Annotated in this window: 17 protein-coding genes; 9 read left to right on the top strand and 8 right to left on the bottom strand. The window is 44.2% G+C overall.

Annotated features, from left to right (window positions below; all coding sequences use genetic code 11):
* Positions 1 to 31: 31 nt before the first annotated feature.
* Positions 32 to 1,582, top strand: coding sequence for a murein biosynthesis integral membrane protein MurJ (gene murJ / locus VXQ11_RS07115; protein WP_416705732.1), 1,551 nt, complete (start codon positions 32 to 34; stop codon positions 1,580 to 1,582).
* Positions 1,583 to 1,691: 109 nt separating this feature from the next.
* Here murJ and VXQ11_RS07110 read toward each other — a convergent pair whose 3' ends face one another.
* Positions 1,692 to 1,850: a DUF1328 domain-containing protein gene (locus VXQ11_RS07110; RefSeq protein WP_004647174.1), complete on the bottom strand. Its 159-nt coding sequence runs from the start codon at positions 1,848 to 1,850 to the stop codon at positions 1,692 to 1,694.
* Positions 1,851 to 2,041: 191 nt separating this feature from the next.
* Here VXQ11_RS07110 and VXQ11_RS07105 point away from each other — a divergent pair, with 191 nt between their 5' ends.
* The gene (locus VXQ11_RS07105) at positions 2,042 to 2,494 is read left to right on the top strand and encodes a YcgN family cysteine cluster protein (RefSeq protein WP_416681569.1); all 453 of its coding nucleotides are present in this window, start codon (positions 2,042 to 2,044) and stop codon (positions 2,492 to 2,494) included.
* Here VXQ11_RS07105 and VXQ11_RS07100 read toward each other — a convergent pair.
* Positions 2,491 to 4,662, bottom strand: coding sequence for an EAL domain-containing protein (locus VXQ11_RS07100; RefSeq protein ID WP_416705731.1), 2,172 nt, complete (start codon positions 4,660 to 4,662; stop codon positions 2,491 to 2,493). The two genes, VXQ11_RS07105 and VXQ11_RS07100, sit on opposite strands and share 4 nt — an antisense overlap.
* A gap of 263 nt (positions 4,663 to 4,925) precedes the next feature.
* Here VXQ11_RS07100 and VXQ11_RS07095 point away from each other — a divergent pair, with 263 nt between their 5' ends.
* Positions 4,926 to 6,197 (top strand): replication-associated recombination protein A, encoded by a 1,272-nt coding sequence (locus VXQ11_RS07095; RefSeq protein WP_416681563.1) that lies wholly within the window; start codon positions 4,926 to 4,928, stop codon positions 6,195 to 6,197.
* 334 nt (positions 6,198 to 6,531) lie between these two features.
* On the opposite strand, the gene VXQ11_RS07090 is transcribed toward VXQ11_RS07095, so the two are convergent.
* From VXQ11_RS07090 to VXQ11_RS07070, 5 genes are all read right to left on the bottom strand, one after another.
* A complete protein-coding gene (locus tag VXQ11_RS07090; protein ID WP_416705730.1) occupies positions 6,532 to 8,139 on the bottom strand; it encodes a phosphatase PAP2 family protein in 1,608 nt (535 codons plus the stop codon).
* A gap of 464 nt (positions 8,140 to 8,603) precedes the next feature.
* Positions 8,604 to 9,323: a phosphoribosylaminoimidazolesuccinocarboxamide synthase gene (gene purC, locus VXQ11_RS07085; RefSeq protein WP_064102573.1), complete on the bottom strand. Its 720-nt coding sequence runs from the start codon at positions 9,321 to 9,323 to the stop codon at positions 8,604 to 8,606.
* Positions 9,324 to 9,360: 37 nt separating this feature from the next.
* Positions 9,361 to 9,966: a lipoprotein-34 precursor (NlpB) gene (locus tag VXQ11_RS07080; RefSeq protein WP_416681560.1), complete on the bottom strand. Its 606-nt coding sequence runs from the start codon at positions 9,964 to 9,966 to the stop codon at positions 9,361 to 9,363.
* Positions 9,967 to 9,980: 14 nt separating this feature from the next.
* Positions 9,981 to 10,880 carry a 4-hydroxy-tetrahydrodipicolinate synthase gene (dapA, locus tag VXQ11_RS07075; RefSeq protein ID WP_064102575.1) on the bottom strand — a complete coding sequence of 300 codons (900 nt, stop codon included), beginning with the start codon at positions 10,878 to 10,880 and terminating at the stop codon, positions 9,981 to 9,983.
* A 460-nt stretch (positions 10,881 to 11,340) separates the two neighbouring features.
* Entirely contained in the window at positions 11,341 to 11,511 is a 171-nt protein-coding gene (locus VXQ11_RS07070) for a hypothetical protein (protein ID WP_416705729.1), read from the bottom strand.
* Between the two features lie 92 nt (positions 11,512 to 11,603).
* On the opposite strand from VXQ11_RS07070, the gene mhpT reads away from it, so the two are divergent.
* The 3 genes from mhpT (at position 11,604) to VXQ11_RS07055 (ending at position 14,848) form a co-directional block, all read left to right on the top strand.
* A complete protein-coding gene (mhpT, locus tag VXQ11_RS07065; RefSeq protein ID WP_064095126.1) occupies positions 11,604 to 12,809 on the top strand; it encodes a 3-(3-hydroxy-phenyl)propionate transporter MhpT in 1,206 nt (401 codons plus the stop codon).
* A 311-nt stretch (positions 12,810 to 13,120) separates the two neighbouring features.
* Positions 13,121 to 13,750 carry a bifunctional nicotinamidase/pyrazinamidase gene (pncA, locus tag VXQ11_RS07060; protein ID WP_064095125.1) on the top strand — a complete coding sequence of 210 codons (630 nt, stop codon included), beginning with the start codon at positions 13,121 to 13,123 and terminating at the stop codon, positions 13,748 to 13,750.
* A gap of 123 nt (positions 13,751 to 13,873) precedes the next feature.
* Positions 13,874 to 14,848: a bile acid:sodium symporter family protein gene (locus VXQ11_RS07055; protein ID WP_416705728.1), complete on the top strand. Its 975-nt coding sequence runs from the start codon at positions 13,874 to 13,876 to the stop codon at positions 14,846 to 14,848.
* 125 nt (positions 14,849 to 14,973) lie between these two features.
* Here VXQ11_RS07055 and VXQ11_RS07050 read toward each other — a convergent pair whose 3' ends face one another.
* Positions 14,974 to 16,227, bottom strand: coding sequence for a hypothetical protein (locus VXQ11_RS07050; protein ID WP_064102578.1), 1,254 nt, complete (start codon positions 16,225 to 16,227; stop codon positions 14,974 to 14,976).
* A 77-nt stretch (positions 16,228 to 16,304) separates the two neighbouring features.
* On the opposite strand from VXQ11_RS07050, the gene serB reads away from it, so the two are divergent.
* The 3 genes from serB (at position 16,305) to VXQ11_RS07035 (ending at position 18,895) form a co-directional block, all read left to right on the top strand.
* A complete protein-coding gene (serB, locus tag VXQ11_RS07045; RefSeq protein WP_064102579.1) occupies positions 16,305 to 17,525 on the top strand; it encodes a phosphoserine phosphatase SerB in 1,221 nt (406 codons plus the stop codon).
* Between the two features lie 415 nt (positions 17,526 to 17,940).
* Positions 17,941 to 18,276: a ciprofloxacin tolerance protein AciT gene (aciT, locus tag VXQ11_RS07040; protein ID WP_416681544.1), complete on the top strand. Its 336-nt coding sequence runs from the start codon at positions 17,941 to 17,943 to the stop codon at positions 18,274 to 18,276.
* 139 nt (positions 18,277 to 18,415) lie between these two features.
* The gene (locus VXQ11_RS07035) at positions 18,416 to 18,895 is read left to right on the top strand and encodes an SCP-2 sterol transfer family protein (protein WP_064095120.1); all 480 of its coding nucleotides are present in this window, start codon (positions 18,416 to 18,418) and stop codon (positions 18,893 to 18,895) included.
* Positions 18,896 to 18,978: the final 83 nt, after the last annotated feature.

Genomic DNA, 18,978 nt, shown 5'->3' with positions numbered 1-18,978 from the left:
TCATTACAATAGCCACAAATTTATACATTAGGTGAAGAGGATGGCGCTTTGGCGTTCGACCGTCATTGTCAGTGCGATGACCATGTTGTCACGCGTACTGGGATTGGTTCGAGATATTGTTTTACTGAATGTCTTTGGTGCTGGTAAAGACTTCGATACTTTCGTAGTTGCATTTCGTATTCCAAACTTTTTCAGGCGATTATTTGCCGAAGGCGCATTTTCACAGGCTTTTATTCCGGTACTGACCGAATACAAAACCAGTCGTACTCATTTCGAAGTCCAGATTCTGATCAGTCGGGTATTCGGCTGTCTGGCGACGGTGATGACAGCTCTGACCATGGTCGCGATGATTGCTGCACCGTTGATCATGTATATCTATGCACCGGGTTTCCATAGCGATCCTGAAAAATTCGCCCTGGCAACGGACATGTTTCGCCTGACCATTCCTTATTTGCTGTTCATGTCGCTGACTGCCTTTGCCAGCAGTATCCTGAACAGTTATGGCTCTTTTAGCACACCGGCATTTGCACCGGTCTTGTTAAATGTTGCCATGATTGCCGGAGCAGTCTGGCTTACGCCTTATATGGCAGAGCCCATTATGGCACTGGGCTGGTCAGTTATTATTGCCGGTATTTTACAGCTGGCGATCCAGATTCCTGAATTGTGGCGTAAAAAGCTGCTGATTCCTCCCAAAATTGACTTCAAACATGAAGGTGTTGATCGCATCATGAAGTTGATGCTGCCGGCACTATTTGGTGTATCGGTCACGCAAATTAATCTATTGTTAAATACCATCTGGGCTTCGTTCATGCAGGATGGTTCGGTGTCCTGGCTGTACAGTGCCGAACGTATGACCGAATTGCCGCTTGGCCTGATCGGTGTTGCGATTGGAACTGTAATTCTGCCATCATTATCTGCGCGGCATACCGAGCAGAATCCGGAAAAATTTCGTGGCATGATGGACTGGGCTGCCAAAGTGATTGTGATGGCAGGTCTTCCTGCCAGCATTGCATTATTTATGCTCTCGACACCGATCATTCAGGCCCTGTTTGAACGTGGCCAGTTCACCTTTGAAGATACTCAAATGACGGCTCTGGCATTAAAATGTATGAGTGGTGGTGTGATCGCCTTTATGCTGATTAAAGTCTTTGCGCCCGGTTTTTATGCAAGACAGGATACCAGAACACCAGTACGTATCGGCTTGATAGCCGTGGCAGCCAATGCGATTCTGAACGTGATTTTTATCGGTTTCTTCAAGCTGATTCATTGGGAAGCAGAGCATATGGCGCTTGCCTTGGCATCAACGGGTTCAGCCATGGTCAATGCCGGTTTACTTTATTATTATCTGCATAAACGTCATATTTTCCGCTTTGGCTCACATTGGAAAAAAATCTTCCTGCAGTTTATGTTTGCCAATACCGTCATGATTGCCGCTTTAGCCTATGGCCTGAGCTGGTATAACGCAGATGTATCGCAATGGATGCGTGTTTTAGAAGTGGTGATCTTATGTGTTGTCGGTGTGGCAGCTTATCTTGCAGCCTTACTGGTAGCGGGATTTAGGCCTCGTCATCTAAAACCTTAAGCTTAAAACCGAGCTGGTATAAATTAATAGAGCCATAAAAAAACAAGAGCCAAAAGGCTCTTGTTTTTTTCGAAAGTTCACACTTGCCTCGGGCAAGTCTAGTGTAAATCTAGACTTTGCCGCGAGAAAGAAAACCAACGATCGCAAGAATCACCGCAATTACCAACAAGATAATTGCAAAATCCTTAGATAAGCCTGCAACGCCACCAAAACCTAGTAGACTCGCAATTAATGCAATAACAGCAAAAATAATAGCCCAGCGAAACATATATATTCTCCATGTGTTTTTATTTTCAAATTTAGTATAGAAATAAACGATTCTAGCGACTGTTAGTGTTTTGTTGATGAACTGTCTATGATTTAACAATAGTTTACGTGATAGTAATAAGAATTTGAGCGATAGGTCTGCAGGGTTCGGGCTGCTATAATAAGCTGATTTTTGAATGTGCCGACCTGATCATGAGCGATACTTTACGTCCTGAATTCTGGAAAAACTATTCACTGGCTGAACTGACGCAAGCTGAATGGGAAGCTTTATGTGATGGTTGCGGCTTATGCTGTCTGATTAAACTGGAAGACGAAGATACCCAGGAAGTTGCCTATACCAAAGTGGCCTGCAAGCTGCTGGATTGCACCACTGCACGTTGCTCCAATTATCCGGATCGCCTGCAATATGTGCCGGACTGTATTCAGCTTACCCCAGAAAAATTGCAAACCATTCATTGGTTACCATCAAGTTGTGCCTATCGCCGGGTAGAACAGGGCAAAAGCTTGCCATCCTGGCATTATCTGGTCAGCGGTTCACGAGAAAGTGTGATTCAGGCGCGCAAGTCGGCAGCAGGACGCTGCCTGAGTGAAGCTGATATTCATGAAGATGACATTGAAGATTATATCGTACGCTGGGTGCGTTAAATCTGTCTGCAGGATTGCTGAATAGTTGCTTCTTGCACTAGCGGATGCAGCAGAGCTTGGGCCGAAGCACCGGCCATCGGACGATAGAAATAGAAGCCCTGTCCAATCTGGCAGTCACAATGAATCAGGGTATCCAGCTGTTCTGTATTCTCGATGCCTTCGACCAGAACATTCAGTGCAATACTGGAGCCAATCTGGGTAATGGCTTTGACAATGGCCAGAGCAGACGGGTCACTGTTCATGCGCTCTACAAAGTTGCGGTCAATCTTGATGCAATCGACCGGGTAGTCCTGCAAGCGGGTCAGTGAAGAATGTCCGGTACCGAAATCATCCAGCGAGATCTGGATTCCGGCCTGTTTCAGCAGGTTCAGGGCACGGACCACATAATTGGCACCATGCTCGGACAGGCTCTGTTCGGTAATTTCCAGTTCAACTTTGTGGGCCGGAATATCGAAATTGGACAGGCGTGCCAACAGTTTCTCGGCATAGTCATCGCGCAGGAATTCGACCGGTGCAGCATTGATTGAAATTGGCAACAGATCCAGACCTTGAGCCTGCCAGCGGCTCATGTCAGCGAAAACTTTCAGCTGCATGGTTTCACTGATACGTGAGGCCAGCTCATAGTCCTGAAAGGCACCAAAAATTTCGGAAGGTAACTGGATATTCTGGTCCTGATCCTGCCAGCGTAACAGCGCTTCAAAACCAATCACTGCACCATCAGATAGACGGACCTTGGGCTGATAATAGGGAATGATCTGATCGGCGAGAATAATCTTGCGCGCCAGCGTCAGCTGCTTGGTCATATTTTCCAGTGATCCGCACATTTCCTGATTAAACATGCGGATACCACCACGGCCACTATTTTTCAAGTCATTCAAGGCAATATCGGCACATTTCAGCAGATTAGAGGTATTCAAGGCATCACGTGGATAAATGGTGCAGCCTATACTCATGGCACTGTTGATGCTATTGCCGACATAATTGATCGGTTGCTCCAGCTGGGCATACGCCATTTGCGCTGTTGCCAGCAGCTGTTCTTCACTTTTCAGATTTTTGACCAGCACAGCAAATTCATCACCACCCAGGCGGGCAACGATGGTATTTGACCCAAAACAGGCCTGGAAACGCTTACCCAGAATATGGAGCAGATGGTCGCCAGCAATATGACCCAAGGTATCATTGATGTGCCGGAAATAGTCCAGATCAATGAGTAGTAAACCTGCCATGGTCTGCTGTTGCTTGGCCTTTACCAAGACCTGTTTGAAGGTTTTATAGAAAGTGCTACGGTTATACAGGCCAGTCAGTTCATCACGTTTAATCACTTCTTTTAAACGGGTTTCTGCGATTTTTTGCTGACTGATATTGCGTGATACACAGAGGATATTTTGAGTAATATTCTGCTGATCCAGAATCGGGGTCAGCAGGTGATCCCAATACTGAACTGGTTGATCTTTACTCTGAACTTTGCTGGAAAAACGACTGTTTAAGCCTTGGGCAGCCTGTTTTAATGCGCGCTGCGCGGGTTTTCGCGCTTCAGGGCTTAAACGATTGAACCAGTACAATGAGCGGTCCTGATCCTGTTCTTCGGCCTCATTTGCTTGTGTCAGACAACCCGGCTGGTTGCTATGTCGAATTTCACCTTCAGGACTGATAATGTTAATGCAGTCTGCACTGGCATCCAGCATATTTTCCTGGGTGGAAACAATATGAGAAAGTTGCTGCTGGATTTCAAAATAATCATGCACATCGGTCAGGGAAACGGCCCATTGCAGCAAATGGTCCGGCTGATGATGAAATTTTACAGCCAGAGTACACATGCGATAATGGGTATCACTGCGTTTAATCCGGCACTGGGTTTCAAAATCCTGATGCTGGTCCAGCGCTGCATGCCACTGCGTTAAAAACAGCTGCAGGTCCTCTGCATGAATGAAGTTCTGCCATTGTGGATTGCCCTGTTCATTCAGGTTTACCCCAAGATAGTCAGTCATGGCATGGTTAAAATATTGCAGATGTTGTTTGTTGCTGACCCATAAGGGTTGGGGTAAGGCATCAATCAGATTTTTTAACAAAATAGATTCAGACAAGTGAACGTGTGGCGCAATCAGTGATGATGATGCCAGTGGCTCCGACCAGCTCACAGTTCCCTGTTCAAATTTATCATGCTTCATGCATTCACCACTACAGCCCAGAATTGCCCAATGGGCTAGATAAGTTTCTTTTAATTAGAATAAACAATATGAAAATTACACTGTAATTAATTCACAATTAATCATGTTCAAATTATTTGCTTTTATAGAGATTAATTCATTCAGAATTAAAAAAATAGAGGATATTTATATAAATTAAATTTTTGTGCTTGGGGCCTGCAATCTTGGAATCAAAACTGCTGGTGTTAGAATGAGATCAGAATTTAATTTGAGCCAATAATAACATGTCAGATAGTCATATCCCGCTTCCAGAACGTTTACGGCCACGCGACCTTACACAGATTATCGGGCAGGAACATTTGCTGGGTGAGCAGGCGCCTTTACGCCAGATGATTGATCAGGGACATCTGCCTTCGATCATTTTCTGGGGACCACCCGGGGTCGGTAAAACCACCATTGCCTTACTGCTGGCTCAAGCGGTGGACCGGCCTTTTATCAGTCTGTCTGCTCTGAATACTGGCGTAAAAGAGCTGCGTGAAATCATTGCCGAAGGTGGTGATCTGCTGACGCCTGTAGTATTTATTGATGAAATTCATCGGTTTAATAAATCTCAACAGGATGCGCTGTTAAACGCGGTCGAGAAGGGGAAAATTACCTTAATTGGCGCTACCACGGAAAACCCGTCCTTTGAAGTGAATAGTGCCTTATTGTCACGTTGTCAGGTATATAGCCTGAATGCTTTGAGCGCTGAATCAATTCAGACCTTATTGATGCAAGCCTTACAAAATGACTCTTTCTTACAGGAAAGACATATCCTGATTGAAGAATTTGATGCCCTGATTCAGTTCGCGGCAGGAGATGCCCGTAAGGCACTCAATCTGCTCGATCTGATCGCCAGTACCTTTGAACCGGATATGGAAAATATCATCACCAATGCGGTAGTGGTGAAAGTAGCACAGCAAAATATTGCCCGTTATGACAAGTCTGGTGAGCAGCACTATGATTTAGTTTCGGCCTTTATTAAATCAATTCGCGGCAGTGATCCGGATGCAACCCTATACTGGATGGCGCGGATGCTCAAAGGCGGTGAAGATCCGATGTTTATTGCACGCCGTATGCTGATTGCCGCATCTGAAGATATCGGTAATTCCAATCCGAATGCCTTGTTGCTGGCCGGAGAATGCTTCCGTTCGGTACAGGCTGTAGGCATGCCGGAATGCCGGATTATCTTGGGGCAATGTGCAGTTTATCTGGCGACTAGTGCCAAAAGTAATAGTACCTATCTGGCAATTAACAAAGCTATGGAACTTGCAGATAAAACGTCCAACCTGCCGGTACCTTTACATTTAAGAAATGCACCGACCAAGCTGATGAAAGAGCAGGGCTATGGGGTAGATTATCTGTATCCGCATAATTACCCTGAGCATTTTGTGATGCAGGAATATTTGCCACCAGAGCTAAAAGGGATAAAACTGTATGAATCAGCGCGGAATAAGCGTGAAGTAGAGGCCGAGCGCTTACAGCAACGTCGCTGGCAGCAACAACAGCAACAGTAAATAAAAGCCCGGGATCGGGCTTTTATTTTAATTACTATTAAATAATTTGAATCCTGTTTTAAAAATGGTTAAATATTGGTATAGATAATTAGTTGAAATAGCAGAAATAAATGATTTAAGTATTTTTAAATAGATTTAATATAATGATATTAATCTGCTGTAAATGTTTTCAATCCAATTATTTAATCATCTAAAAATTCAGTACTTAATAATCATGATTTAACTCGGAATAGGTTGATTTTTTATGCAAAAATAATGCCCCAAAGATGATTAAATCTATGGAGCATCATTTGGAAAGTTAAAGCTCGATGAGTTTTAGTCTTTCCCAGACAGATTATTGAATTGACTGCTTGGCAGCTTGTACTCTACCCAGGTATTCAGGAGAGTATTTTAAAATATTCATAGCCATTGAAGCGATGCCTTTACTTGCTTCAGTATCACTTAACCAGTGTACCCGGCAGACTATACGACTCTTCGCATAATCAACTGCAGTGTTTTCAAACTCACTTCTTCTGCTATTGTCTACATCGGACAGGCTGTAGCCGACCAGATAGCCTCTTAAGCTATGGCCTGATGGATATGAGGTATTCGTCAACAGGAAGTCGCGGTCTTCAGGGGTACATATTTCACTATTATAGTAAACAAATGGCCGTTCACGATTATATTTCGCCTTAATTTCATTTGCGACTGGCTGTTCAAAATCAACCATATAATTGATTAGCGCGGTAACTTCAGTGGTATAGTACTTGTAATTGAAGCCGAGAAAACGTCTGGCTAAATACTGTGAGGTGATATTGGCATCTTGTTGAGCCAGTGTCCATCTTGATGCAGAAGGGTTGAGCAGTTCCTGATAGGTCTTTTTATCAAGCTCGAACGCCGCTGAGTTTTCCGCAGGCGGGTCTGGCGTTAACCAGTTTGCGGTGATTTTAATTTTTTCAAGGTTGGACAGATTTTCAAATACAACCTGGTCATGTGCACTGAAGTAGATGCGGGATGGCTCATCTACCTTAAAGTCAATTGCTAGAATAGGAAGATATTTTTGGGTGTCCTCATAATATGCTTGCTGGAAGCTTTGAGCTGCTTCTAAACCTGCTTCATTACCCAGATTATAATAAAAAGCTTCGATCGGTGCAGTGGTGGCCTTTTCGTCATTCCAGGCAGTGACCAGAATCTCGTCATTCCACCAGTCTGGGCGCAAATCAGTTGGAACACCTTTTCGGATAGCGGCAAACATACTAAAGTAATTCGCCCGAGTCGCAAATTTAGCCTGATCAGATACAGACATGGTATACGAGCAGGTCTGTCCCGGGAACTGATCTAGGGTACCTTGTGCCTTGGTAGCCCGCATGACGGGTATAAATATATCCAGCCATTTCTGTGGCGTATCGATGCCCCAGTCCTGACAGTCTTTTACTGTATAGTCGACCGAGCCATACTGGACTTCATCCGATTTCAGACAGTTATTAAATGAGCCAGTTCTGGCATCAGTATTCATGTCCATAGGCGATGCACAGCGGGTCGGTGCTACATCTTCATAATCCGGTCTGATCACAATACCTGCCTGATAGGTATCATCGGGTAACTTGAAATTCAGATCCTGGCGAATATAAGCAAAAGCTACAGCGCCTTTGTCGCGGTCTCTTTGCCGGTGAACCCAAGGTTTCGGTTGAGCTGCGATCCGAATACCTCTAAATAACAGTCCGGAACATTCATATTGTGGCGCTGAGTCAGACCCACAGTTCTCGACCACATTATTATATCTCTGCTCGTATTTTGTCGCAGCAATATAATTATTCATGTCTTCCATGTCATAAGGGGGCGGTTCAACAGGATTAGGAATTGGGGTAGGAGGCGGATTAGAAGTGGAAGAGTCATTATCGCTGTCATGACATGCACTTAATAGGGCAGCAAGCAGCAATATGGTAAAGCCAGATGTTTTCATTAGAAAATCCTCAACTTATTTTAGTTTTTTCTCGATCATTATTAATTGGTTATAAATTAAGTGGTGAGCAGTGAAAAATTTATACTTCCTTATCTTTTTTAAGCAAGGATTAATTATAATTAACATGCTTTGATAAGCTAAAAAAAAAATTATGTAATGAATTATTTTAAAATAAATATTTGTTTTAAAATGTAGTTTTTTATGAATAAAAATAATTAATTATTTTAATGATTTAATTGGTTGAATTTTATTTTAAATGAATAATGTGTTGAATCTGATTTAAATTAGTACACTTTATTTTAATTATCAAAAACTAATGAAAAAGTGTTAAATAAACTATTTATTTATATGACAGGTTTATTTTTAATTTCTCTCTTTAAAAACTGAATTAAATAACTGGAATGAGAAAGTAGCAGGGATTAAAAAACCGGATTTATAAATCCGGTTTTTTAATTAAGGAATAATTAGATATCGGAAAGATCAATACCTAGACGGCCAGCGACTTCTTCATATGCCTCAACCACACCGCCTAAACCTTGGCGGAAACGGTCTTTATCCAGTTTTTTCTTGGTGTCTTTATCCCATAAACGGCAACCGTCTGGAGAGAATTCGTCACCCAGTACGATACGGTCGTGGAATACGCCGAATTCAAGCTTGAAATCGACCAGAATCATGTTACCTGCGTCAAACAATGCTTTCAGCACGTCATTTACTTGGTAAGTCAATTCTTTCATTTTTGCCAATTGTTCAGCAGTTGCCCAGCCTAAAGCAATTGCTTGTGACTCATTGACCATTGGATCGCCAAGCGCATCATCTTTAAAGAACAATTCAAATGTTGGAGGAACCAAGGCCTTGCCTTCTTCCACACCCAGGCGACGGCATAAAGAACCTGCCGCATAGTTACGAATCACACATTCAACCGGGATCATATCCAGTTTTTTCACCAGCACTTCATTTGGAGTCAGCAGCTTTTCAAAGTGAGTTTCAATACCCGCTTCTGCCAGCTTTTCCATAATGAAGGCGTTAAAACGGTTGTTCACCTTGCCTTTACGATCTAGTTGCTCGATTTTTTCGCCATTGAATGCAGAGGCATCATCCCGAAAGACTAAAATCAGATGGTCTGAACTGTCTGTGGTATAGACAGATTTCGCTTTACCAGTATAGAGCAAGGTTTGTTTTAACATGAGGGAACCTTTTACAAAAAAAAATGCCTAGAAATGTCTAGGCTGGCCAATTTTGGTAAATCTGGTTGAGCAGTTCTGCGGCTTTTTCACGGTCGGCAAAACTGTTATCGGCATTGAACACAGCGAGGTTATTACTTGAACCTACAGAAGATAATCTTAATACATAGGTTTGCTGATCGACCTTAACCGTAATTTCGTAACGATCTTTGTTCTGAGCAACAATGCTATGATTCAGACTGCTGAGGGTGGCAAGGGTGTATTGCCAAATTGTAGCAGAATTTCCCTCAATTTTAAGCAGAGGATTAAGATTTCCATCAGTGACCAACTGCGGTTTACCGACAGTATTGGTTTCAGTCTGATTCGCTGCACCTGAGTTTGCAGTCTGGGCTGGCGGGCGTGGCAAGGCAAAACGGTTGCCACGCTGGTTTTCAAGCTTCGGTGCATGCTCAATTGCAAGCGGATCGACCGTTGGAGCAGGGTACAATGGCGTTGCCGGACGAACCAGAGTGCCTTCAGGATATTGTAAAGCTTCCAGGCTTGTAGTTTCTTTATAGTCTAAAGAGCCGTTGTTCACAGCCAATGAACTACAACCTGCCAAACTGAATACTGAAAGTGTAAGGCTAAGTCCTAAACGTAATTGCATAATCTTCTGCTCTTTTATTTGATAACGCCCGCTTCGACCAGTGCTTCATGAAGCGGAGCGCGATATTGTTCTGCAAGTGGTGTTAATGGAAGGCGAATACCTGTACCAATTAAGCCCATGTCGTGGAGTGCCCATTTCACAGGAATTGGGTTGGATTCGCAAAATAAAATATTGTGTAAATTTGCAACCTGAGCATTTAACTGTTCAGCAGTTGCAGCATCACCGGCAATGGCAGCGGCACATACTTCGCTCATGGCTTTCGGAGCCACGTTCGCCGTAACCGAGATATTGCCTTTGGCACCATGACCCATCAGCTGATACGCAGTCGCATCATCACCTGAATAAACAGTCATATCCTTACCGCTAAGACCTTGCAGCAGTTCAGCACCGCGTGGCACATCACCAGTCGCATCCTTAATACCGATAATTTGTGGAATATCGGCCAGGCGGATTACGGTTTCATTGGCCATATCCACACCGGTACGGCCTGGTACGTTATACAGGATCTGAGGCAGGTCAACCGCTTCAGCAATGGCTTTATAATGCTGATACAAGCCTTCCTGAGTCGGTTTATTATAATACGGCGTTACCAGCAACGCGGCATCTGCCCCCAGCTCTTTGGCTTCGCGGGTCAGTTCGATTGCTTCACGAGTCGAGTTTGCACCTGTGCCGGCAATAATAGGAATACGTTTGTTGGCCACACGAATGATTTCTTTGATCACCTGGGTGTGTTCACTCATGCTGAGAGTAGAGGCTTCGCCTGTTGTTCCAACGGCGACAATACTGTTGGTACCCTCTGCAATATGCCATTCAACCAGCTTCTCGAGACCCTTCCAATCTACGCTGCCATCTTCAAACATAGGGGTGACGATTGCGACTATGGAACCTTGAATGGTCTGTGCTTGCTGAGTCATTTTAAAAAACTATCCTATTTGTCCATCCGAAAGGAATGAGAAAACATAAATTGGGATGGATTTGTATTTTGATTTATAGCAAATTCAATAGATTTGCATTGAATTGAATATTGCTTATGCAAATTATGACTGATCAAACGCATAAGAACAATATGCTTTAGTAAAAGCTACTGAATTCTTTATACAAAGCCTTCTGGAAACAATCAAGTAATAAATAAGATGATTTATAAAGCAAAATCCTGAGACTAAAGTCCTGCCTCTAGCTACATAGCAATAGATAATCCAGCAAATCGACTCAAAAATGCTAACGCTTGTGCAAAACGATCAGCTCAAAACTGCCGTTTCAGTATGTTTTGCTTATGGATTAATAGTTATATTGGATAAATTGAGATATTACACATCTTGATAGCCTCTTTCGACCCAGACAAATAAAATCAAAAACTGTTAAAACTAATCTCTTTTAAATATCAATATATTGAGGAATTTTTTTCTTATCGGTTGATTTTTTAACTTGATGTATAAGCCTTAAGGTCGAAGTCTTGCATTTTATGTTGTTCTGATTAAGTGTTTTTGCGACTTTATCTGGTCGTATCCTCTCTTCACCCGCTTCTGCTCCTTTAGGAATATCCAAGCAAAACCTTCCACTTATTGATAGTTATTTCTGCAGTCAGGCTCATAGATGATGACTCTCTTTTGTAACGCTGATTGAACAAGGATAATCCAATGGAAAAATCAGACAATAAGCATGCTATCGTCACGGTCGCGATCTGTTTTCTGATTGCGGTGATCGAAGGCTTAGATATTCAGGCAGCCGGAATTGCTGCTGCAGGTATTCGTGAGCATTTTGGTCTCGATAGTTCCCAGTTGGGTGTGTTTTTTAGTGCAGGGATTCTGGGTTTATTACCTGGTGCACTGATTGGTGGTCGGTTTGCGGACCGCATTGGCCGTAAAAAGGTGTTGATCTGGTCGACAGCAGTATTTGCTGTATTTACCTTATGTACCGTCTGGGTGAATAGCTTTAACAGCTTGCTGGCAGTGCGTTTTCTGGCCGGGGCCGGTCTGGGCGGCGCGATGCCAATTCTGATTACACTCGCTTCTGAAGCTGTCTCTCCACAAAACCGTGGCCGTGCAGTCGGCTTGATGTACTGCGGCATGCCAGTCGGCGCAGCAATTTTATCTTTAATTGCGGCGACTGAATTTGGTGCCAACTGGAAGAATGTTTTTTATCTCGGTGGTCTGTTACCGATTTTTGCCATTCCGCTGATGATGCTATTTTTGCCTGAGTCGAAGGAATACCTGAAAGCACAGAACAAAACTGCAGCAGAACTTGCCGTTACACCGAAGGGTTCATTCAAGGACCTGTTTAATTCGGACAACCTGTTGCGTACGCTATGTATCTGGGTGAGCTACTTCTTTACCTTGATGGTGGTTTACATCATGTTGAGCTGGCTGCCATCATTATTTATGGAACTTGGCTTTACCCGTAAGGATGGTTCAACCGCACAGTTCTACTTCATGGTTACAGCGACGATTGGTACGATTATTCTGGGTATGCTGACCGATCGCTGGAAGAAAGCCTATGTGATCCTGTTGATGTACGGTGGTATCCTGGCAGGTCTACTGGCGCTGAATGGTGCAAGCTCGCTGAACCAGATGTATATGGCAGCCGCATTGGCCGGGGCTTTTGTCATTGGTTGTCAGGGTGTACTGTATGCCTTTGGCAGTATCGTGTATCCGACAGAAGTGCGTGGGACCGGTGTCGGTGTGGCATCGGCCGTTGGTCGTATTGGTGCCATGCTGGGTCCAGTCATTGCCGGTCAGTTACTGACGGCTGGTTTTGGGGCTGCGGGAGTCATTACCGCTGCGATCCCATGTATCATTATCTCTGCATTATGTATGCTGTTTTTAGTGAACCGCACCAAAGTATAATGTTCAAAGATTTAAAAAAGCCTGCAATGAGCAGGCTTTTTTATTTTTGGAATTTAAGAACGAGCCAGGGCTATATGATTAAAAATCCGGATGCCTTATCTGCGACAATCTAGAATTCATTTTTGTACAGGTCTAGATCGGTACACATCCGCAACTCATCCCATATTTTCAAAAAGAAGAAGTCTCTCGATCTGCTTCTATGAGAGCATTCAGAATGCACAGTCATGCCATTTTTAACCGTAGGGCTAAAAATCCTAGAGTATTTTGCGCTATGCTTGGGTATAAATCGAGATTTCAATGGATGAAAACAGATGCAGAATAATATCGCTTTACTGGTCGTGGACGTACAGAGAGGATTTACCCCAGGAGGTAATCTGGCTGTAGCCAATGCTGACCAGATTATTCCAAATATCAATCAATTGGGACAGCATTTTAAGCATATTATCCTGACTCAGGACTGGCATCCGGACAATCATATTTCTTTTGCAGATAACCATCCTGGCAAAGCAGCCTATGACAGTATTCAGCTGGATTATGGCACTCAGGTCTTATGGCCAAAACATTGTGTGCAAGGGACACTCGATGCCGAACTGCATCCGGATTTGAATTTACCGCAAGCACAACTCATCATTCGCAAGGGTTTTCATGAGCAGATCGACAGTTACTCGGCCTTTATGGAAGCTGACCGGAAAACCATGACGGGTCTTGCTGGCTATCTGCGTGAGCGTGGGATTGATACCGTATTTGTGGTCGGGATTGCCACGGACTTTTGTGTGGCCTGGACTGCCATTGATGCCTGCAAACTGGGCTTTAAAACCTATGTGATTGCCGATGCCACCAAGGGCATTGATCTGAATGGTTCCCTGCAACATGCCTGGCAGGATATGCTGTCGCATGGAGTGAAACGGATTTATGTCAAAGATATCGTCCAGACAGTTTAAAAGCTTACAAGAATAGGCTTTAGATATCTCGTTAATTGTCTTTGTATTTAAATCTATAAACTCAGGTATCAAGAGATACCTGTTTTATTTAATCTCCCTTGATATCATACCTGGATGAAACCCATGTCAGCCTTGCTCCAGTTTAGCCAATTTATCCAAAAAACCTTTGCGCTATGGGTCGTGCTCTTTTCTGGCATTGCCTTGCTGGTTCCTGAAGCTTTTGTCTGGTTGAGGGCTTATATTCCGTGGATGTTGGGCATCATCATGTTCGGCATGGGTATGACCATGACGGTAGGCGATTTTAAAAGTGTGCTGCAAAGTCCGAAAGCTGTGGCAATTGGTGTCGTCGCCCAGTTTGTGGCGATGCCAGGCTTGGCTTATCTGCTGTGCAAACTGTTTCAGCTACCGCCAGAGATTGCAATCGGGGTGATATTGGTGGGTTGCTGTCCGGGCGGAACGGCATCCAATGTGATTACCTATATGGCCAAGGGCAATACCGCCTTGTCTGTCGCCTGTACCTCGGTTTCGACTTTACTGGCGCCCATTTTTACTCCGGCCATTTTCTATGTGTTGGCCAGTCAGTGGATTGAGATCAATGCCTTCTCCATGCTGGTATCAATCTTACAGGTGGTGTTATTTCCGATTGTTCTGGGCTTAATGGTACGAGCGCTACTCAAGCAAAAAGTCAGCACCTATATTCAGGTCATGCCCTTGATTTCTGTAATTGCGATTGTGGCAATTGTCGCGGCGATTATTGCCGGCAGCAAAACCCAGATTTTACAATCGGGGCTAATAATTCTGGGGATTGTAGCCTTACATAATGGCTTGGGCTATCTGCTGGGTTATTGGGCCAGTCGCATGTTCAAGCTGGCAGAAATAGACTGTCGTGCAGTATCGATTGAAGTGGGGATGCAAAACTCTGGTCTGGGTGTGGCCTTGGCGGCAACTCATTTTGCTGCTTCTCCATTGACGGCTTTACCAAGTGCCATTTTCAGTCTGTGGCACAATATTTCAGGTCCTGCATTAGCCACTTACTGGGCTGCCAAAAGTAAAGACAGTGCCTCAGTGCCAAAGCAGAATCTGGATACAGACCGCTAGAATTTTAAAAAAGTTCATGTCTAAATTCTGCTGAGAAGCTAAAAGCAACATCCAGCCAGTGAAAATTTGCAGAACCAAGCTATAAAAAAGCCCGATTCAATATCGGGCTTTTTAATTTAAAAAATTTATGAAGCTTTGGACTGTTTGGATTTTAAAATCTCGGTTCTAAAAGTCTGTGCCAGCTCTGCCGTTTCTGCATCCATTCCGTTCACCACAAAGGCATGACGGGTCAGGACATTGGTTGGATTAGGCATACTCACCAGCTGGAAGTGATCACTTACATCTTTTAGCAAATGATTCGGTACATGCAGGGCACTTTCTTTCGAGACCAGATGCTGTGTCAGACGCTCAGAGGCTTGTACTGAGCTGAGCTGCATCTCCTCGACTTTAGAGGCAATTGCGCTGCGGGTTTGCAGCACAAAACGTTTTTCTTCCCGGTAACGTTTATACAGTACTTCGGACAGCAACTGGAACACGGCACTGATCATGGTCAGGCAAGCCAGGGCATTTGGTTTATCTGCTGCAATACTGATCGTGGCCCCTTTTTCATCAAATTTATGTACGGTACAAATATCAGAACTATTCAATTTATAACGTTGTACACAGAGTTCAGTGGCTTTGTTCAGAAAAATCTGACAGAGATTGAAATAAGGTACCGAAACGGTTTTATTGACGCTATCCAGTAACTGTTTTGGATCATAGAACTGGATATTTAAGCTCAGGCTATCCTGCTCCAGGACCGCCGGCTTATGTTCTTTTTCTTTGGCTTTGTTTTTCACTGCCTGTTGAGCCTGGGCAATGGCCAGTGCTGCATTATGCTTTTCCTGCTCCAGTGCCTGGGTCAGGGTCTGAATCTCAAATTTTAGCCGCGATTCGTTATTGATGCGCGCCAGATATTCGGTGCGGCTTGGACGTGCCACAGCACGATAAGCAACCCAGAGCAGGGCATGAATGATGAATGAGAACAGAATCGCCAGCCATTGCGTTCGTAGAATTTCACCAATACTAGGCTCAATCAGCGTAATTTCAATCACACCGACTTTTTTCTCGTTTTGCAGGGCATCACGGACAAAAACTTCACCTTCCCGGGTTTTGGTCAGTCCACCTGTGGCTAAAACCTGACCTTTCGCATCCAGGATCCGAATTGAAGCTACGCTTGGATTGGTGGCGTAACGATTTGCCAGTAAAGCCAGAGATACACGGTTAGGCGGTTCAAGCTCGGACAGGCTGTCTGTCACCAGCTGAGTGGTCATCAGCTGTCCCTGATTGGCACGGTTTTCATTCAGTTGGTGAGTGGTTGCCAATACCAGTAAAAAGGTATGCAGAGCAAAACTTATAATCAATAGGCTAGCAAATAGCCCTTGTCTAGGCGCATTCAACGTAAACTTCCAAGGCAATTCTGTTCAATTTCGATTATGATTCTAACAATAGTTGTAGCTCAGACCCGAGTCAATTCATGCGAGAAATCATTCTTATATCATTCTTAGGACCTGACCAGCCTAATCAATTTACACGATTAATGCAGGTTTTGTCCGCCCATTCCCTACAGATTTTAGATGTAGGGCAAGCGGTTATTCATAATCAGTTAACCTTAGGTATTGTTGTAGCCTCTGAAGACCAGACAGCGACAGCATTAGCCATGAAGGAGATCCTGATTCTAGCACATGATATCGGGTTAACTGTGCGCTTTAAACCGATCTCTGCGACTGAATATGATCAGTGGGTCAAAGAGGGTGGACGCACACGTTATATCGTAACGGCATTGGCTCCTGAATTAAATGCCTCTCATCTGCAAGCCGTGACCCAGATTGTCTCGGCTCAGGGTTTTAATATTGAAACCGTGACCCGTCTGTCTGGCCGTCCGGCTCTGGATGGTCACAGCAGCGGGCCGAAACGCGCCTGTGTGGAGTTCGGTTTAAAAGGACAGATGCTCGATGCAGCCGCAATGCGTGCTGCCTGTTTGCGTTTATCCACTGAACTTAATGTCGATGTCGCGGTACAGGAAGACAATGCCTACCGCCGTAACCGTCGTCTGGTGTGTTTCGATATGGACTCGACCCTGATCGAGCAGGAAGTCATTGACGAACTGGCAATTGAAGCCGGTGTCGGTGCACAGGTTGCAGAAATTACCGAACGTGCCATGCAAGGCGAGCTGGACTTCCAGCAAAGTTTCCGTGCGCGTGTCGCCTTGTTAAAAGGAATGGACGCATCGGTACTTCCAAAAATTGCCGAGCGCCTGACCATTACAGAAGGTGCCGAACGTCTGATTTCAACTTTAAAAGCATTGGGTTACCGTACCGCAATCCTTTCCGGCGGTTTCCAGTATTTTGCTGAATACTTGCAAAGCAAACTGGATATTGATGAAGTACATGCCAATGCGCTCGATGTTCAGGATGGGGTCGTTACCGGTGAAGTCAAAGGTCATATCGTTGATGGCGCGCGTAAAGCATTCTTGCTCGGTGAGATTGCTCAGGAGATGGGAATTTCTCTGGAACAGACTATTGCGGTCGGTGATGGTGCCAATGACTTGCCCATGTTATCCATTGCAGGACTGGGGGTGGCTTTCCGGGCCAAGCCACTGGTTCGCCAAAATGCCAATCAGGCGATTTCTAGCGTCGGTCTGGACGGAGTGCTATATTTGCTCGGTGTCCATGATAAAGACCTGAACCGTGCATAAATCAAGGCTTTAACAGATTTTAAAGGCGACCTCAGGGTCGCTTTTTTTATCCTGAATGAAATGGCTTAAAGGCGTGAAGGATGAAACTTGACTACAAAAACATCGATCATCTTAAACGGAAAAATAATTTTTTCCCTCAAAAAAAGCACTGATAATTTTGTAATGACACGCCAACATTGGCGCAGTCATTAATCCACAAAAATGTGAAAAGCAAAAATTGTAATGACAATATAATATCGCGACAAAGTATGTCGTTAGGCTGGATGGCAGGACTTTTTTTATGCAAAAAACTCAGCATAATGCAGACATAGAGATACAAATCAACAGATTCCATTTTATTGATGTAACGAAATTCAATAGATAGAAACTTTGCAATATCAGGCGGAAAACTATCTATCTGGATGGAGGGGGTTATATGGTAACAGCGAATTTAACAACGATTGTGGGCTTCAGTTTAGTCGCTGTAGCTGTGCTTGCTGTATTCTTCTCGCCTTATCGTCGCTGGTTAAGCTTTATGGCTGCCGGGATGCTGGTTTGGGGCCTGATCGAGGTGATTCGTATAGGGACTCAGACCTGGTTTGAGCTGCCAATGACGTATAGTTATCTGAGCGCATTAACTGCGGTCATGCTGGTGGTGACCTGCCTGTTATTGCGTGAAGATCGTCGTGCCGAGCGTGCTTTGGCAAAACGTCGCTATATCGAACACACACCAGTCTATGAAGATGACCAGCAGCAGCTTTCTAGCCGTTAAGTTCTCTAATATCAGTGAAATAATGCACCTGCGGGTGCATTTTTCGTTTAGAAATATGATACAAACTGCTGCATCCACCTAACCCGGAACTATGCTAGGATATTTGTCAATTTTCGTACAATTAGAATAGGCATCCTTCATGAAACTGTCCTCCATTCCTGTGTTAAAACTTCCTCTTGTTGATGTAAGTACAGATCCGCTGGACTTACTGGTCGCAGGTTTAGCATTACGTATGAAGCAGTTGGCACGTACCAGCCCAAAATTCATCGAACTGGTACATGGGCGTCAATTCCGCATCCAGATTGGTACGGATGAGGGTATGGCACGTCAGATCATTGTGAATAACGACCATATCGAGACCGTTTCTGGTGATGCTGAAAAAGCAGATTTTGTTTTGCAGTTTGCTGATAGTGAGCAGGGCGTAAAGACTTTAATTAAAGGTGATCCGACCGCATTTATGACCGGCATGCAAAGTGGCACCATCAAAATGGAAGGTGACTTCGGTTTGCTGGTCTGGTTTAACCAGGTGGCGAAGATGATTCCACCAAAACTGCCAAAGCCAGTCAAAGAAAAAGTGAAAATGGTACGCCAGTTTATTAAAGAAAAAACTGGTAAATAAGAAACTTCCGCTTAGTTCCCCCTCCTTTTTAAAGGAGGGGCTAGGGGAGGATTAAATAGAAAAAGCCCTCAAATATGAGGGCT

It is taken from the genome of Acinetobacter sp. 197 (assembly GCF_048148385.1).
Lineage (GTDB): Bacteria > Pseudomonadota > Gammaproteobacteria > Pseudomonadales > Moraxellaceae > Acinetobacter > Acinetobacter pecorum.
The sequence above is the reverse complement of the archived record's forward strand: the minus strand, read 5'-3'. Positions and strand labels throughout refer to the sequence as shown.

Bases quoted from the DNA above. Each gene is read 5' to 3' on its own strand.
- mhpT (WP_064095126.1), top strand. From the start codon at position 11,604: ATGGAAAAATCAGACAATAAGCATGCTATCGTCACGGTCGCGATCTGT.
- VXQ11_RS07055 (WP_416705728.1), top strand. From the start codon at position 13,874: ATGTCAGCCTTGCTCCAGTTTAGCCAATTTATCCAAAAAACCTTTGCG.
- VXQ11_RS07095 (WP_416681563.1), top strand. From the start codon at position 4,926: ATGTCAGATAGTCATATCCCGCTTCCAGAACGTTTACGGCCACGCGAC.
- aciT (WP_416681544.1), top strand. From the start codon at position 17,941: ATGGTAACAGCGAATTTAACAACGATTGTGGGCTTCAGTTTAGTCGCT.
- VXQ11_RS07080 (WP_416681560.1), bottom strand. From the start codon at position 9,966: ATGCAATTACGTTTAGGACTTAGCCTTACACTTTCAGTATTCAGTTTG.
- VXQ11_RS07100 (WP_416705731.1), bottom strand. From the start codon at position 4,662: ATGAAGCATGATAAATTTGAACAGGGAACTGTGAGCTGGTCGGAGCCA.
- purC (WP_064102573.1), bottom strand. From the start codon at position 9,323: ATGTTAAAACAAACCTTGCTCTATACTGGTAAAGCGAAATCTGTCTAT.
- VXQ11_RS07090 (WP_416705730.1), bottom strand. From the start codon at position 8,139: ATGAAAACATCTGGCTTTACCATATTGCTGCTTGCTGCCCTATTAAGT.
- dapA (WP_064102575.1), bottom strand. From the start codon at position 10,880: ATGACTCAGCAAGCACAGACCATTCAAGGTTCCATAGTCGCAATCGTC.
- VXQ11_RS07035 (WP_064095120.1), top strand. From the start codon at position 18,416: ATGAAACTGTCCTCCATTCCTGTGTTAAAACTTCCTCTTGTTGATGTA.
- serB (WP_064102579.1), top strand. From the start codon at position 16,305: ATGCGAGAAATCATTCTTATATCATTCTTAGGACCTGACCAGCCTAAT.
- VXQ11_RS07110 (WP_004647174.1), bottom strand. From the start codon at position 1,850: ATGTTTCGCTGGGCTATTATTTTTGCTGTTATTGCATTAATTGCGAGT.
- VXQ11_RS07105 (WP_416681569.1), top strand. From the start codon at position 2,042: ATGAGCGATACTTTACGTCCTGAATTCTGGAAAAACTATTCACTGGCT.
- pncA (WP_064095125.1), top strand. From the start codon at position 13,121: ATGCAGAATAATATCGCTTTACTGGTCGTGGACGTACAGAGAGGATTT.